The 16722-nt window shown below is 37.0% G+C and carries 14 protein-coding genes and 1 other annotated feature (1 of these 15 only partly in view); of the genes, 5 read left to right on the top strand and 9 right to left on the bottom strand.

Going from position 1 to position 16722, the window contains the following annotated elements:
* The first annotated feature begins 248 nt into the window (after nucleotides 1-248).
* Nucleotides 249-1046, top strand: a complete 798-nt coding sequence (locus CEF18_RS01550; RefSeq protein ID WP_110934848.1) for an NAD kinase — start codon at nucleotides 249-251, stop codon at nucleotides 1044-1046.
* A gap of 168 nt (nucleotides 1047-1214) precedes the next feature.
* Here CEF18_RS01550 and CEF18_RS01545 read toward each other — a convergent pair whose 3' ends face one another.
* The 4 genes from CEF18_RS01545 to CEF18_RS01530 all read right to left on the bottom strand — a co-directional run bounded on the left by CEF18_RS01545 (nucleotide 1215) and on the right by CEF18_RS01530 (nucleotide 5623).
* Entirely contained in the window at nucleotides 1215-2804 is a 1590-nt protein-coding gene (locus tag CEF18_RS01545) for an amidohydrolase (RefSeq protein ID WP_110934847.1), read from the bottom strand.
* Nucleotides 2805-2939: 135 nt separating this feature from the next.
* The gene (locus CEF18_RS01540; RefSeq protein WP_110934846.1) at nucleotides 2940-3140 is read right to left on the bottom strand and encodes an alpha/beta-type small acid-soluble spore protein; all 201 of its coding nucleotides are present in this window, start codon (nucleotides 3138-3140) and stop codon (nucleotides 2940-2942) included.
* Between the two features lie 135 nt (nucleotides 3141-3275).
* Entirely contained in the window at nucleotides 3276-4484 is a 1209-nt protein-coding gene (thiI, locus tag CEF18_RS01535) for a tRNA uracil 4-sulfurtransferase ThiI (protein WP_110934845.1), read from the bottom strand.
* Nucleotides 4484-5623, bottom strand: coding sequence for a cysteine desulfurase family protein (locus CEF18_RS01530; RefSeq protein WP_110934844.1), 1140 nt, complete (start codon nucleotides 5621-5623; stop codon nucleotides 4484-4486). Before CEF18_RS01530 ends, thiI begins: the two co-directional genes overlap by 1 nt.
* Before the next feature lie 212 nt (nucleotides 5624-5835).
* Between CEF18_RS01530 and brnQ the strand changes: the two genes are divergently transcribed.
* A complete protein-coding gene (gene brnQ / locus CEF18_RS01525) occupies nucleotides 5836-7173 on the top strand; it encodes a branched-chain amino acid transport system II carrier protein (protein WP_110934843.1) in 1338 nt (445 codons plus the stop codon).
* Nucleotides 7174-7310: 137 nt separating this feature from the next.
* Here the strand turns inward: brnQ and CEF18_RS01520 are convergent, their stop codons facing one another.
* Both CEF18_RS01520 and ezrA read right to left on the bottom strand, forming a co-directional pair.
* Entirely contained in the window at nucleotides 7311-7589 is a 279-nt protein-coding gene (locus tag CEF18_RS01520; RefSeq protein ID WP_110934842.1) for a hypothetical protein, read from the bottom strand.
* Nucleotides 7590-9296 (bottom strand): septation ring formation regulator EzrA, encoded by a 1707-nt coding sequence (ezrA, locus tag CEF18_RS01515; RefSeq protein ID WP_183041085.1) that lies wholly within the window; start codon nucleotides 9294-9296, stop codon nucleotides 7590-7592.
* A gap of 285 nt (nucleotides 9297-9581) precedes the next feature.
* Between ezrA and hisJ the strand changes: the two genes are divergently transcribed.
* Nucleotides 9582-10385 carry a histidinol-phosphatase HisJ gene (gene hisJ / locus CEF18_RS01510; protein WP_110934840.1) on the top strand — a complete coding sequence of 268 codons (804 nt, stop codon included), beginning with the start codon at nucleotides 9582-9584 and terminating at the stop codon, nucleotides 10383-10385.
* A 12-nt stretch (nucleotides 10386-10397) separates the two neighbouring features.
* On the opposite strand, the gene refZ is transcribed toward hisJ, so the two are convergent.
* Complete coding sequence (gene refZ, locus CEF18_RS01505; RefSeq protein ID WP_110934839.1) at nucleotides 10398-11039, bottom strand: forespore capture DNA-binding protein RefZ; 642 nt, start codon at nucleotides 11037-11039, stop codon at nucleotides 10398-10400.
* Nucleotides 11040-11190: 151 nt separating this feature from the next.
* Between refZ and CEF18_RS01500 the strand changes: the two genes are divergently transcribed.
* Nucleotides 11191-11670, top strand: coding sequence for a GAF domain-containing protein (locus tag CEF18_RS01500; protein ID WP_110934838.1), 480 nt, complete (start codon nucleotides 11191-11193; stop codon nucleotides 11668-11670).
* Nucleotides 11671-11808: 138 nt separating this feature from the next.
* Here the strand turns inward: CEF18_RS01500 and CEF18_RS01495 are convergent, their stop codons facing one another.
* Nucleotides 11809-13731 carry a sensor domain-containing diguanylate cyclase gene (locus CEF18_RS01495; RefSeq protein ID WP_110934837.1) on the bottom strand — a complete coding sequence of 641 codons (1923 nt, stop codon included), beginning with the start codon at nucleotides 13729-13731 and terminating at the stop codon, nucleotides 11809-11811.
* A 473-nt stretch (nucleotides 13732-14204) separates the two neighbouring features.
* Here CEF18_RS01495 and rpsD point away from each other — a divergent pair, with 473 nt between their 5' ends.
* Nucleotides 14205-14807, top strand: a complete 603-nt coding sequence (gene rpsD / locus CEF18_RS01490; protein WP_110934836.1) for a 30S ribosomal protein S4 — start codon at nucleotides 14205-14207, stop codon at nucleotides 14805-14807.
* A 335-nt stretch (nucleotides 14808-15142) separates the two neighbouring features.
* On the opposite strand, the gene tyrS is transcribed toward rpsD, so the two are convergent.
* A complete protein-coding gene (tyrS, locus tag CEF18_RS01485; protein WP_110934835.1) occupies nucleotides 15143-16414 on the bottom strand; it encodes a tyrosine--tRNA ligase in 1272 nt (423 codons plus the stop codon).
* A 134-nt stretch (nucleotides 16415-16548) separates the two neighbouring features.
* Nucleotides 16549-16722 (bottom strand) — a binding site (T-box leader); it runs 32 nt beyond the window's last position.

The following is a 16722-nucleotide window of genomic DNA, read 5'->3' as shown; positions in this document are numbered from 1 at the left end:
TAAATCCTCCTCTATTCCACTAACCTCTTTTTTCGTTTCGTTGTAATCCTTGATGTTTAAAGCAAACTCCATTATTCTACTTACTTAAGAAAAACGCGTAGCGTCTTTTGTTAAATACTTTCTTATCTCTTTATAAAAGCTTTGCAGCATTATGTAATTTCCCGCCGCAAAACTGTTTTGCAAGCTTTATTATCCGCTTTCATTTATGATAAGATAAACATATTTACTGAAAAGGAGAGTTTAAAACTATGCCAGAACGTAAAAATGCTTATTTATATTACACACCTACTCAAGAACTTGAATCAAAAGTTGAAGTTATCCGTGATATCGGTCGCAAGTACGGATTTCACTTGGTGGAGGATCCAAAAGATGCAAATATAATTATTAGTTTTGGTGGTGATGGAACCTTCCTTCAATCAATCCGTAAAACTAACTTCCGTGATGATTGTCTCTACATTGGCGTAAATGATGGGAAACTAGGTTTTTACACAGACTTTAGCACGGATGATTTGGAAAAAATTGAATTAGGTCTGCAATCAGATATGATTGAAGTACTTAAATATCCAACTTTAGAAGTCACCGTTGATGGAAGGCAAACCTTCCGTTGCTTAAATGAGTTGTCCATTCGTTCTCAAATTATCAAGACATTTGCACTCGATGTATTTATTGATGGGATATATTTAGAAACTTTCCGCGGTGATGGATTGGTAGTGTCTACCCCTACCGGTAGTACTGCTTATAATAAATCTCTTCGTGGCGCAATCGTCGATCCTAAGCTGAAATCAATGCAACTAACCGAGATTGCTTCCCTGAACAATAATCAATACAGGACATTAGGTTCACCACTTATTCTAAGTCATGAGCGTGAATTAGTATTGAAAATAATCCAAGATGGCAACGATCACCCGATTATCGGAGCTGACAATGAAGCACTAAGCATTCAACATTCAAAAGAAATTCGCATAAAAGTATCTGAAACACCAATCAAAACATTACGTATGAAAGACAATTTATTTTTCCATAAATTAAAAAGAAGCTTTCTATAATACAGCAAACCAAGTAAAAAAGTCAGCTAGTTTCTTCATAAATATAGGATGCGATCATTCGCGCTGCCCTCCGCTTTGAGAAGCCCTCTCAAAGCGATCTTTAATTAAATAAAGTAACGATTCAAAACACTCCGGCGTCTCAAAGATTTTTTTGATCTATTGAGACACCTATTTCTCATACATCACACTATTATCCACTATCGTTTTCTCTACTGTCACGTTCAGCCATTCATCAGGACTCAACTCAAATAAATCTTTCGTGAGTACCGTGAAATCAGCTGTGTATCCAGGGGCTATAATTCCCCTTTCTTTTTCCCTACCAATTGCTTGAGCACTTCCTTTCGTAAACAATTGCAGTGCTTCAAACAATGACAACTTCTCTTTTTCACTATATCCTTTATGATTTTCATATGGTTTTCGCCTAGTTACTGCAGCGTGTAATCCTAATAAAGGATTTATTGGTTCTATCGGAGCATCAGATCCACCGGCACAAATTAAATGATGATTGAGTAATGTTTTCCATGCAAACGCATCCTCTAATCTTTTCTGACCTAACCTCTCCTCTACCCAAGGGAAATCCGATGCCACAAATCGCGGTTGAATATCAAGAACGACTGGTAGCTCTTGGAGACGAGTTAAAAGTTCTTTTCTTGTTACTTGCAAATGAATTAATCGATCTCTTTTCCCAGGTAAAACCGGATATTTTTCCAAAGCATCGATCGCATACTCCAATGATAAATCCCCAATTGTATGAATTGCCACTGGCATCTTTAGTTCTCTGGCATGTTTTACAATGAGCTCTAATCCCTCTTTTGTATGAATCGCCATTCCATTTGTAGAAGGATCATCACTATAGGCTTCACTCAGCAATGCAGTTCTCCCACCTAAAGCACCGTCCGTAAAAATCTTAATAGAACCTAATTCTACATATGGGTGAGAAGGTCGATCGTCTGTTAGTTCAATAATTTCATCTGCCACTTCATGGTGGACTAACAAATTCGCACGGAATTTAGTTTTTTCGCCATCGATCACTCGATAAAAAGTTTCCAACGTCTGTCTTGCATCTCCGTAATAGTTTAAATCTTCCGAGTGTCCACCTGTATACCCATTACGAAATAAATCGTTCAAAGATGTTCTTAGAGCCTTTTCTATATAATTAAAACCTTCTTCAGGAATTAAAATCTTTATTAGTTCTTGAGCCTGATCATGCATATAACCTGTGGGTATACCCTTGTCGTCTCGCTCAATGAGTCCACCAGGCGGATCAATCGTTTGTCCATTTACCTCCGCAAGCTGAAGACCTAAGGAATTAGTTACAAGAGCGTGTCGACACACTCTTGTAATCATAATAGGATGATTTATTGAAACCTCATCGAGTATATAACGATCCGGCACTGTATGTTCCTGATAAAGGTTTTCATTAAAGCCTTCAGCTAACAACCATTCTCCCTCGCTGACTGATTCAAGTGCGGAACCTAATACGCTTTTTAATTCCTGAATGCTAGATACTTCTGATACATCCAATTTCAGTAACTTTTCACCATGTCCTATCATATGTAAATGACTATCAACAAAACCAGGATACATCGTAGCCCCTTGAAGGTTTATTTCCTCGGAAATAGTTTCTTGGAAGTCACGCCTTAAAACATCGTAGTCTCCAACATTTATCACCTTCCCATTTCTAACATAAACTGCTTCTTCGACATCCGTTTCGTTTATTAGTGTACGAATCTTACCACCATGCCATAATGTTCCCATAGGTGCGTCTTCCTTTCAATCTGTCTTGCAATATTTAGTTCACTCCTATGAATCATCATACAGAAAAATGGAAGAAAAATCAAAAGAAAGGGCATCCCTTTAGGATACCCTTAGCCAAGTTTTATAAAATTAATTTTAGCGAGATCCACCCATTTGTTGTTCAGCCATTTGAACTAACCTTTTTGTGATTTCTCCACCCACAGAACCGTTTGCACGGGAAGTTGCATCCCCTCCAAGGTTAACGCCGAATTCCTGAGCGATTTCATATTTCATTTGATCTAAAGCTTGTTGGACACCAGGGACTACTAGTTGATTGGAACTATTATTGTTCGCCATGTTCTCTCACCTCCCTTGTACACATAGAATGCGCTACAAGGTGAAAAGTGATTCAAGAAAAACTATGGGGATTTCTCCAAAAATAGGATAATCATTTAACTGATTTGTGATGGATTGAATGTTATTAAAATTCCACTAAAACAACTGCTCAAAATCCGGCTGTGAAGCTTCTCCTAATTTAAGATCAACAGTTGTTATTCCATCAATTGCTTGTTGGACCATGTCATCAATTGCAAGCCAGTGTTCATACCGTTCTGACTTTTCTCTAGTCGGTCTCGTTTTCGATTCGGCAGGAAGAAATATCGTACAACAGTCTTCATAAGGGAGAATGGATAAATCATAGGTACCAATAGCCTTGGCATAATCAATTACTTCTAGTTTATCCATCGTAATTAATGGGCGTAAAATCGGCAAATTGGTTACCTCATTGATTGTATACATGCTCTCTAAAGTTTGACTGGCAACCTGACCCAAACTTTCTCCATTCACGATCCCTTTTGCTTTTCTTTCTTCAGCAAGTACAGCCGCAATTCGTAACATAAATCTTCTCGTTACTGTCATTTCATAGTTATCTGGAATCTGCTTATGAATTTTCGTCTGAATATCAGTAAACGGTACAATATGGAGCTTGATATCCCCACCATATTGCGTTAATACTTTTGCAATGTCTTCCACCTTTTGCCGGGCTCGATCATTTGTATACGGTGGACTATGAAAATGAATCGCTTCAATAGTGACTCCTCGTTTGAGGGCCAAATACCCCGCCACCGGGCTATCGATCCCTCCAGACAACATTAGCATAACTTTTCCGCTTGTGCCTACAGGTAATCCTCCAGCCCCACGAACAGATTTACAGGTAACGTATGCTGCCTCTTGTCTAATTTCCACTTTTAGTTCTACTTCAGGCTGATGAACATCTACGGTAAGATCTTGCATATTACGTAAAACATATCCTCCTACAACCTTATTCATGTCCTGAGATCCGATTGGGAAATCTTTATTTACACGTCTCACTGTCACTTTAAAAGAACCACTCCCAGATGGAAGTGCATCCTTCATTGCCCAAAGTGCTCCATCAACAATATTCGTTTCAGTCAACGATAACTTTAGTGCTGGACTAAATGAATAAACGCCAAAAACACCTTTCAGTTTTTCCGATACAGCTTTTTCATCTTCTCCATGCAATTCTACAAACATTCTTCCAAAAGACCGATTTGTTTTTACGTTCGGAAAGGTAATCAATGCTTGTTTAATGTTTTGTTCTAATTTCGATTCGAATTTCTTTCGATTCTTTCCCTTTAAGGAAAGCTCAGCGTATCGAATTAAAATATGTTCATAATTCATTATTTTTTCACAACCTTTTTCATCGAAATCACAACTTCTTTGAAAATATCCATAAATTCAATTGCTTCTTCCATCGTATTTTCAAAAGAGAAAGACAATCTAATTGCTGATGAAGAACGCTCTTTGTTATAACCACTCGAAATTAACACTCGACTAGGCTCATTTTTCTTGGAAGAACAGGCAGATTTAGTGGAAATATACACTTCTTTTTCCGCCAAGGCTTGCACAATCACTTCTGGTTTTAGATGAGGAACGGAGATATTTAAAATATGCGGCGCCCTTTTTTTAGGGGAGTTAACAAAAACTCCTTCTATTTTTTCACACTCCTGTTCTATCCAACGGGAAATTTCCTCTATCATAAAAATTTTTGTTTTTTGTTGGTCCAGCGCCAGTCTTAATGCTTTCGTCATAGCCACTACCCCAGCAACATTTTCTGTTCCTGGTCTAATGCCTTGTTCTTGACTCCCACCAGTAAAGAGCGAGTCTATCTTCAAACCTTTGCGAACATATAAAATTCCATTGCCATTTAGGCCATGAAATTTATGAGCTGACATTGTGCATAAATCAACGGTACCTTTTAAAGGGAGCGTAACCTTTGCAATTCCTTGCACGTTATCTACATGAAAATTTATTCGCGGATATGTCTTTAATAACTGACCAATTTCTTCGATAGGTTGAATCGACCCAATTTCGTTATTGACATGTATCAGTGAGACTAGAATCGTATGATCAGTAATAGCTTCCTCCACTTGTGACTTTAAAATTACCCCATGTTCATTTGGCAACAAATACGTAACGCGAAATCCTTCTTTTTCTAATTTTTTGCATGCATCATACGTAGCTGAATGCTCAATTGTAGAAGTGATAATATGATTTCCTCTATCACGATATTGTGAGGCGATACCCTTTATTGAGATATTATTTCCTTCTGTTCCTCCAGAAGTAAAGACTATTTCCTGAGGCTCTACTTCAAGGCTCTCTGCGACCTTTTGTCGCGCTGAATGGAGTAATTGTTCAACCTCTTTTCCTAATGGATGAAGAGAAGAGGGATTGGCAAAATAAGTACGTGCTACAGTAGAAAAAGTGTCTACAACTTCTGGATACGGCCGAGTCGTTGCACTGTTATCAAAATATATCATTTGGTGGACTCCTTTTGTTTTTCCGGTTTGCTTCTGCTCAACAAAGTATCATAGCATACTTTAAGCATAATGAACAACGAATATTTCAACATTTTAAAACTTTTTAAAACGAAGAAGAAATTATTTGTTCTACCTACTTCTATTTGTGATAAAATTTCCCTTGTTATTATTTAACTCACTACAATCTTGAATTTTTACTGGAGGTACATGACATGATTAAAACTCAACCTTACACATATAAAGACACCATGATCATTGGGTTAATGATGTTTGCACTTTTCCTGGGTGCTGGCAATTTGATTTTCCCACCATTATTGGGACAAGAAGCAGGCACTTCGGTTTGGTCGGCGGTCGCTGGTTTTCTTGTTACGGGCGTTGGCCTTCCCATCCTTGCTATCATTGCAATTGCAAAATCGGGTGGTGACTTGCAACAAATCTCTGGCCGAGTCGGCAAAATATTTGGACTTATTTTCCCTTTTATCGTCTATTTAGCTATCGGACCTCTTTTTGGTATTCCCAGAACAGGCTCTGTTGCCTTTGAAATTGGAATATTACCTTATTTAGATGAGGGGATGACAACTTTCCCCCTGTTTATTTTCACTATTACTTTTTTAGGGATAAGCTATTGGCTGAGTTTGAATCCCTCAAAGCTTGTACCACGAATCGGTAAAGTCTTGACTCCCATTTTAGTGATAACTTTACTGACGTTAACTGTAGCAGGAATTGTTTCACCGATTGGATTTGCACTAGATCCTATTAATGAATATATGAATGTTGCTTTTTTCACCGGCTTTCAAGAAGGGTATTTTACCATGGATGCAATTGGTGCACTAGTCTTCGGTACAATTGTCATCACCCGTATGAAAGAACGTGGATTATCAGATAGAAAAAGGTTAATTCACCATTCCGTGCAAGTAGCCCTTATCGCTGGGGTTGGTCTAGTTTTCGTTTATATTTCTTTAGCTTATCTTGGTTCGACAAGTGTCTCGATCCTCGGTTACCAAGAAAATGGAGGGCTTGCTCTAACCAGTATTTCACGGTCGTTACTTGGTTCTACTGGGTTAGTTCTCTTATCCTTAATTATTACGATTGCTTGTTTAACTACTGCTGTAGGATTAATCTCAGCATTCGGAGAGTATATCTCTAAAACCATACCTTCCATTCCATATGTCGTCTCAACAGGTTGCGTTGCCCTCTTTAGTCTAATTATGGCTAATATGGGACTGACACAACTTATTCAATTTTCTCTGCCTATATTAATAATCATTTATCCCATCGCTATTGTATTAATTATCCTAACACTATTAGATACTTTTTTTCATGGCAGAAAAGAGGTTTATGCAGGAGCAGTTTTCGGAACAGCAATTATCAGCATTTCGGATGGTCTGATTGCCGGTGGAGTAATGACAGAGGACAAGATAAATTTTTTATCCTTTTTTCCCTTTACAGAACAGGGATTGGCTTGGATTCTACCTGCTATTCTAGGTGCAGCTATTGGTTTTATTTACTCCGGAATCTTTCAACCAGCGCCATCTAAGAAAATAAACTAAGTCTGTAAGAAAACGGCCTAGCCGTCTTTTATTAAATACGGCATGAGCTTTCGCCGCCCCTTGATTTACCAGGCGTAAAGGTAGATGTCAACTTATCCTTTTTAACCTTGCAAAAAGCCGGTATATTGAGAACTTCCTCAATGTACCGGCTTTTGTCCTTCACTCTTTCTTTCTTTCTTTCTTTCTTCTTCTAATGCGTCTAGTATAACATCTACGGATATGACACCGTTAGAAATCAAATCGTTAAAATCTCCTGGTAAAATTCCTCTTTCATTAATAGGTATAGCTTCGGTCAGCCATTTTTCCGAGTCTTTGATATTTATTTCTGAAGTATTTGGAGTAAAAGCAAGTTGTTTCTCAGAACGTTTATGATTAGAGTTACTCGTTTCATGTATCCTTTTTTCATAAAAGCCCACCTAATAATAAGACACCTGTAGCTTTTCCAGTTCTTTGACTTTCTCTAAAACCTTCGGATCGACTAATTCCACACCTTCTAAAGCAAATTCAAGCGACTCCTCGTACAAATAATGCCGAAAGCGGTCTTCCGCCTGTAATAGCTTAATATTGACGTGATCATACTCACTGCGATATCTGTTCCCATACTGAATGACAAGTTCAGCCTTCTTTGCTTTCTTAATGGTCTGATCTAAGTTTTCTAGACATGAATCAATATGTTTTTTAGCTTCTTCCACATGTTTATTAACATTCTGAATGGAAATTGGAATCTGGTCTAAACTCTCTAATGCTTTATTTAATATTTCTTCCGCTTCATCCAATTGCATCAGCAGTAACTCTGGAACTCCAGGAATATTACTTTGCTTCAATCGTTTCTGCCCTTGAGTCAAATCCGTTTGCATTTGACGAATTGTTTCTTCTGCTTTTCGTTCATCACTTCGCAAGTGTTGAAAGTTATCATGCATTTCTTTCACTTCACTTTCGACATTATCAAGTTCAATCTTAAAATCCTGTGTCATACTTCTCAATGTTGTGAAGGACTGTTTCTTTTCCTCCATAGCATCTTCAATTACAGAGAGTTGATTAAAAAGTTCTTTAATATTTTTCTCTATTTTAATTTGCTGTTTGTCATCATCTTCTGTTAATTGATAGTTTAATTTCAATGTTTCTATTTCAGCGCTTAGTGATTGATAGGATTGTGGTAGCTTTGAAAGATGTTCTCTTAATACTTGTAATTCTTTTTCAACAAAGTTTTTAGATAACACCTCGTGTTCAAGTTTTTCGTAGATATCGTTTATTTCACTATCTGTAGTTTCTATCGGCTCTTTTACTTCTTCAAGATTTAAACTCTCCACTAAAGGTAAAAGAACAATCAATCGCCGTTTCATCTCTTTTACTTGTAGTTGATATGAAAAATGATGAAGGGAGTAACCTTCCTTCTCCATCTCGGTAAAACCTTTTTCCAAGTCCTCTAATTGCTTGGGAATTTCTTTCTCTATTCTTACTAGATATTGAGGGACTTCCATCATCACATCTTGGTATTCCTTTAAAAGCTCAGACATTTTCAAAAGTAGTTCACGCGCTTGAAAATAATTACCTTTTTCTGTTTCCTCGTCAAAGCTTTCAAACATTAGTTGGATTTCTTTCAACTTTTGGTCAAAAGTTGATGCCGCTTGACCCAAGGTTCCTTTTTGTACCCACAATTTCTTCTTTGTTTCGTGAAATAGGTCCTTCACTCCATCTATATCTTTACGGTTTTGCTCTTCACTATGTATTAATTGATCTACTTCCTGAACCATTTCTTTCATTTGCTGCTGGACAGCATCAAGTTCAGTATCTACAAATCTAACATATTGCTTTGCTTTAAAAAATCTGTACTTGTTAGCCAACTCTTCAATATCAAACAGCTTTTCTTCCATATCCGGAAGTTGGATCGTTACAATATTATCCCACTCTTCCCGCCATTGTCCAAAGCGCTCTTCCGTTTCACCGGACATCCTTAACCCTTTAATTCTCGAAAGCTCTTCCGTTATTGGTTCATTCATCATCTTCATCTTTTTATTCTCTAATCGGTCTACTTCTTTATATAATTTTTTTCGCGACCAAGCCCCATAAATAATTATAATTAAAAATAGAAGAATAGAGCCATAAATGACATACATAAACATATGAGGCCTCCTCCAACGCATTTTCATGAAAATATTCATAAAATTATGATATAATATATCCTAATCCTAAAATCGACAAACTAATAACCTAGCTATTTATTTCACTATATTTACTCACTTAATTATCTTTTTTTACATTTTTCTTCAGGATCTACATATACTTATCCCTATCATATCACGTAATAAGATAATTTTGTCGAAATAATTTCTATTTTTCCCAAAAGAAATGTCACTCACTTCTTTCGAATATTAATTTTTTAAAAAGCTAAAAGGAGACATTTAATTATGATAAGAAGAGATGGTCATATTCACACCCCTTTTTGTCCCCATGGGTCAAAAGATATGTTTAGCAGCTATATTGAACAAGCAATTAAACAAGGATTTTCAACGATATCATTCACAGAACACGCGCCTTTACCACGGGGTTTTTCAGATCCAGTTCCTGATAAGGACAGTGGATTAGCCCTTGATTTATTACCTCAATACTTAGAAGCATGTAACGAAATGAAGCAGGAATATAGCCAGCACATTACTATCTACACGGGATTGGAAGTAGATTATATAGAGGGTTTTGAGCAAGAAACACGAGAATTTTTAGATGAGTGGGGACCTTTTATTGATGATTCGATTTTATCTCTTCACTTTCTTCAGACAACAGAAGGCCACTATACTTGTATGGACTTTTCACCTGAGAGCTTTGAATTTTTAATTAAACAATGCGACACAGTAGAAGATGTTTATAAACTGTATTATTTATGTTTGCTCCGATCTATTCGATGGGATCTCGGACCTTTCAAGCCTAAACGCTTAGGACATATGACTTTGGTAAGGAAATTCCAAAAACTTTTCCCTACAAACTTTGATGACAGTAAATATATCAATCTCGTGTTACGTAGTATGAAAGAACATAACATGTCACTAGACGTAAACGCTGCCGGGCTTGTTAAACAACATTGTATGGAGGTCTATCCCCCTATTGAAGTCTTGTTGCGTGCTAAACAGTTAGGCATCCAATGTGTATACGGCTCAGATTCACACCAAGCTAAACAAATTGGAATTGGAAAGGCTGAACTTGATAATTTTATTTAATTAGGAATGTGTCTACCTCACAATTGATGGAACACTCGTAACAGAGTCATTAAAATGCGTAGAAACCCACTGACACAATTCCGAGAAATACTGATCCAGGAAATCATTTTCATGAGGCATGAGATGGTAGACCTCCCGAATATATTGAGGATGTAAAAAAGGCAATGTCAACATTCCGCGCAGTTGCAGCACAAAATACTCATTCGGCAAGGTCTTCAACTCCCCCTCTTCATACGCCATCTCAAGTAACAACTCATACAAATGCTTCTCTTTCGCTAAGTAAGAAGCCATCAATTCACGAACGAGAGTTGTATCCAAGGTGATTTCCCGATGAACAAATCTTGCTAATTCGTGATGTTTCTTTTGATAAATCATCACGTCCCATATAGCTTTTAGTAATGAATCAAACACCGCTTCGCTATCATTTCTTTGTTTTTGAACCTGTAATTCAATTGCTGAAACATATCCCTCTAAAAATTTTGTCATCAAATACTCTAATAATCCTTGTTTCCCATCAAAATAATATGATATTAGGGCAACGTTAGTTTCCGCTTTTTTCGCAATATCTCTTACAGAGGTACCAGAATAGCCTTGCACATTAAAAAGTGAAATGGCCGCTTCAAGGACTTTTTCTTTAGAGGCTTTTTTCTCCATCGTCGTCACTTCCTCCTATCTATTACTCTCTATATAACATATTCATGATTGCAAATTATTCTCCTGCAAAAACTAATCGACAAGATTATATATTTCATTGCAATAAGCGATATGATATACTTTTTCAAAATGTCTGAAAGGATGACGATGTATGTTTCAAACAAATACGTATCAAGGATCTTTAGAGGAAAAGTATACGTTACTTACTAAACAATTAGATGCCCTTCTAGAAGGCGAAAAAGATCAAATTGCTAACCTTAGCAATGCTTCCTCCTTGTTGAATCAATTTCTCTCTGATGTAAATTGGGTTGGTTTTTACTTTTGGAAAGAAAATGAATTAGTATTAGGACCATTTCAAGGCATGCCTGCATGCGTAAGAATTAAATATGGAAAAGGTGTTTGTGGAACTGCTGCGAAAGAGGAGCGTACTCTCCGTATTGAGGATGTTCACACGTTTCCAGGCCATATAGCCTGTGATGCAGCTTCAAACTCTGAAATTGTGGTGCCCTTATTGAAAAATGGAAGTCTTATTGGCGTTCTGGATATCGATAGCCCTAGTAAAAATAGATTCTCTGAAGAAGACCAAAAAGGACTCGAACAATTTGCTTCTACCTTGCTTAAACATTTGTAATTCAGTACTAAAGTAAGTGTTAGCTTATGCCGCTTTATCTCATAAGATCTTTTCCATTGAGACTAGCGGCATCGCAATAACTAGATTCTTTAATTTTATACGGCTCTAGTGACGCATTTACAGTTCACTTTTAATTTACTAATCCGTTTCTTGATAAACTATGACGGTATTTCTACCGGAATTCTTCGCTTCATACATGGCATTGTCTGCTTGGTTGAAAAGCTTAGTCGCTGAAGGTATTCCCAATGTATTAGACCAATAAGAGACACCGCAGGAAACCGTCACTTTTGGAAGTGTAAGAATTTCCACTTTTTTTCTAATTCTTTCCGCTACGTTTTTAGCATCTACTATCTTCGTTCGAGGCAAATAAATTGCCAATTCTTCTCCTCCCCATCGCACAGGGATATCATAGCCGGATTTAATGTTTTCAATAATCACCTTAGCTACTTGAATAATGACTTCATCTCCAGATTGGTGACCGTACTGATCGTTAACTTTTTTAAAATTATCAATATCCAATAAAACAAAAGAGCCAAATCCATCTGCATTCATAGATCCAAGTACCTGTTCATCCATATACTCTCTCGTATACAATTTTGAAAGATAGTCTGTTATGATCAATTCTTTCATTTCAGCATGTAACATCGCATTCACAAAAGCTAAAGTAGAGTGATGTACAAGTGACTGACACAGTTTAAATGCATCATAGCTGAATGCATATTCTTCTTTACCGAACACAAGTACGGCGCCTAAAATTTGATTATCATGAAGCATTGGTACACCTATTACTGATTTATATGGAACGACTTCGTTAGTAGTTTTTTGAAAATCGCTGTGAAATATTTCTTTTTGCGTTTCTTCCATTTGAGTCAAAAGTTGCTCACTTAAGACTTTAACTTGTTCACAGGAAAAAAGCTTATTTTCCGAATGATCATTTAACAAGTGCCGATCCGCCATCTGAAAACAAACTTCATCTGCTGAAAATGCCTTCTTCATTTTTTCTACAAGAATGCCTATTGCTTCATCTAATTTTAAATTACCATTTAACTCATGGGACGTTTGATTGATTAATTGAAGGTCAGCTATATGTTTCCTTGATTGCTGATACAGTTCTGCATTTTCAATTGCGATTCCACCGGTATCTGCTAACACTTGAATGAAATCAATTTCTTGATCTTTGAATATTTGAGAGTATGTAGCTGTCATTTTAAATACTCCGTATACTCCTTGTTTTCCTTTAAGGGGAATATACAGCATTGTTTTTTTCTTCTCAATTAGATCCATTGTTAACACATTTCCAGTTAGATAGGCTTCTGCTGCATAATTTTCTTTACCATCATTTATATCAAGTGGCTGAGCTGATAAGTATTCAGAAACCTTCCAATCATTAGATAAAAGTAATTCTATAGTAAATGTTGGATATGCTTCACTTAATGCATGAAGAATTTCCTTTAAAATACCGTTAACATCCATCGACGAATAGAACTTCCGATTTACTTTTAGAAGTAATTCTTTCTGAATTTTTTCATTCATCGTTTCTTTATAATCTATCAATCTATTAAACCATGGAGCTAGCAGCTCACTTATATCTGCAATAGCTTCAACGGAAATAGTTGAAAAATTATCGTTTTCTAAAAGAAGGACCATAACGAAGCCTAACATTTCATTGTTAGCATACAAAGGGAATAAAACATAATCACTTTGAATATTCGTAAATAATTGAGATTTTAAAGTAACCTCATGTTTTTTTAAAAAGGGACGTATTTCCATTTCTTCGTTCGTAAATACTTCCAGAATTGAAGACTCTTCTACCTTTTCATAGTCTTTACTATTTAGTACATTTATGTTTGATGATTCATAAGGTTGAAAGCATGGTTGTGACGAATCTTTAAAGAAAAGAATAAAATCTTCCTGTAAGTCTAATTCCTCTTTTAACATATGTATAAATGTTAGCGAGAATTGGCTTAGTTCATTCGTGAATCCAGTTTTCTCCAGCATTTTAGCGACCAGACAAAGACTTTCCCCCCTAGAACTTTTATCATATTGTTCTTTTTTAGCCATTCTTTCCCCTCACTTTTCATCTCTAATATAATTTTGTATTCATAACTTAATTATACACGTTTTCATCAAGTCTTTCCTATTAAATCGGTAATTTTTTTATTATTAATAGATTACAGTTTGCTTTTTGTATTTTTAATTCTTTTATGATTCTGGGAAGCTTAGTTTTGATTTTGTATCCTATTTTGAAGTTTTCGCAGAAAATCATGTTAGGATTTTATAATAGAAGAGAGAAACTATTATTAAAATCTGTGTAGTATTGACATTGAGCCTTAAAAATTATACAATATTCGTTGTGCAAATAAGACAGCCAAAGTAAACATCATATAGCTCATTTCATTCCCGCATATGCGAGGGGTATTGCGTAACCTACAGCTGTCGAGGCGAAGGTGCCGAAAATGAAATGTCTACGTGAATGGGATTACTACTGTTAATTATTTCACGAAATCTTATATATCCTTAAGGAGGATCTCAATATGTCACGTTATACTGGACCAAGTTGGAAGCTTTCCCGTCGTTTAGGAATTTCTCTAAGCGGAACTGGAAAAGAGCTTCAAAAACGCCCATACGGACCTGGACAACACGGCCCGAACTCAAGAAGAAAAGTAACAGAATACGGTCTTCAGCTTCAGGAGAAGCAGAAGCTTCGCCACATGTACGGCATGAACGAAAAACAATTCAAAAAGGTATTCGTTAATGCTGGTAAACAAGATGGTATTCACGGTGAGAACTTCATGATTCTATTAGAATCACGTTTGGATAACATCGTTTACCGTTTAGGTCTTTCACGTACTCGTCGTCAATCTCGTCAGCTTGTTAACCACGGTCACGTCCTAGTTGATGGTGCTCGCGTTGACATCCCGTCATTCCGTGTACGTCCTGGTCAAACAATTACACTTCGCGAAAAGTCTCGTAACCTTGACATCGTGAAAGAAGCACTTGAAATGAACGACTTCACACCATCATTTGTTGAATTTGATGCAGACAAGTTAGAAGGAAAGTTCACTCGTTTACCTGAACGTTCTGAATTACCTGCTGAAATCAATGAACAACTAATCGTTGAGTGGTATTCACGTTAATATTTCAGACACAGCCCAATGCGGCTGTGTTTTTTTGTTCTTTCATAATGATCGTTTCGTTCTATCTCAAAGTTGGACTTAATCGTTTTTATTTGATGACCGGGGCGACGTACTCATTTCCACGCCTCTTCCGTTCATTCAGCTCCGTACACGTTCATTTCAAATCGACGTACTCATTTATGCTTCGTTCCCATTCATTTCATCGCACAACGCATTCATTTCAGCTCCATACACGTTCACGCCACCGAGTGTCCTCTCCACGACCGGCTAAGGCCCCCTAAAACCACCAAAAAGGGTACCTTCCATAATGGAAGGTACCCTGGAACTGAATAGTTTTAATACTTAATTAGAAAGAACTTCTTTTTCCCGCGGCGAATGATTGTAAATTCACCATCAATTTTATCTGTTCCGTCCATTACCTTGTCAATCTCCTGACAACGATCCCCATTAATATAAACCGCTCCGTTTTTAATGTCTTCCCTCGCTTGGCGTTTAGAAGATGCGATCTCAGCTTCAACTAAAAGTTCAACTAATCCAAGTCCTTTTTCACTAACTTTATAAGAAGGAACGTCTTTAAATCCTTGAAGTACTTCATTTGCTGTCAGTTGTTTTAAATCCCCTCCACCAAATAGAGCGGCACTGATCTTCCATGCTTCTTCTACTGCTTCTGCTCCGTGAACAACCCTAGTTAATTCCTCAGCCAGTTTTTTCTGAGCAGCACGTTCATGAGCACGCTCCTGAACTTCCACCTCTAGTTTATCTATTTCTTCTTTGGAAAGGAACGTAAAGTACTTCAGAAATTTAACAACATCCTGGTCCTCTGTATTTAATAAGAATTGATAGAATTCATAAGGAGAAGTTTTATCTCGATCCAGCCAGATTGCTCCCCCTTCCGTTTTACCGAATTTAGATCCATCTGCTTTTGTCACTAGTGGGATTGTAAATCCATAGGCGTCAGGTCGTTCGCTTTCTTCCATTCCAGACATTCTGCGAATTAGCTCAAGACCCGCTGTGATATTCCCCCATTGATCGCTTCCACCAATTTGGAGTTTAACCCCTTCTTCCTTGTTCAATCGATAGAAGTCATAGGATTGCAGGATTTGATAGCTAAATTCGGTAAAAGAGATTCCTGAAGAAATACGTGATTCCACTGATTCCTTCGCAAGCATATAATTTACTCCAAAATATTTTCCAACATCACGCAAGAAATCAATTACAGTCATAGAACCTATCCACTCATAATTGTTTACAAGTGTAGCTCCATCTTCACCCTTGAAATCAAGAAAATTCAATAGTTGGTCCTTGATTTTATCACTATAGCCCTCTACTACTTCTTGCTCATTGAGTGTTCGTTCCGCTTTTTTACCACTTGGGTCCCCTATTAGACCTGTAGCTCCTCCTACTAACGGGTATGGGCGGTGACCTGCTAGTTGAAATCTACGTAATGTTAAGATTGTCAATAAATGGCCAATGTGGAGGCTGTCTCCTGTGGGATCAAAACCACAGTAAAGCTTTACTTTTTCTTCACTTAACAATTTTTCTAAACCTTTTTCATCTGTCATCTGGTTTACAAGCCCTCTAAATTTTAAATCCTCTAGTAATGTCATGTGATTCACCTCATATGTTCATTTTATTATTAAACTTTTACTGACCAATTATCATAGAAATCGTTACATGAACAAAATTGAATACTTTTCAACTGCGTTAACAATCCTTGAAACACAAAAAAGCCCCTTCAGTATAAAGGGACGAATTGATCGCGGTACCACCCTGATTGGAAAAAATGTTTTCCCAGCTCAAAATAGAGTTAACGCCTCTCTACGTTCTATGTTTCCATAGATTTTCTCCAAGGTGGTAATTCATTTCTGTCTTTGTACCGGTTCACAGCACCACCGGTTCTCTGAAACAGGGAGAC

This window comes from Salipaludibacillus neizhouensis (assembly GCF_002886185.1).
In the GTDB taxonomy this organism is placed as follows: domain Bacteria; phylum Bacillota; class Bacilli; order Bacillales; family Salisediminibacteriaceae; genus Salipaludibacillus; species Salipaludibacillus neizhouensis.
Note: the sequence above shows the minus strand (reverse complement) of the source record. Positions and strands in the feature narration are given on the sequence as shown.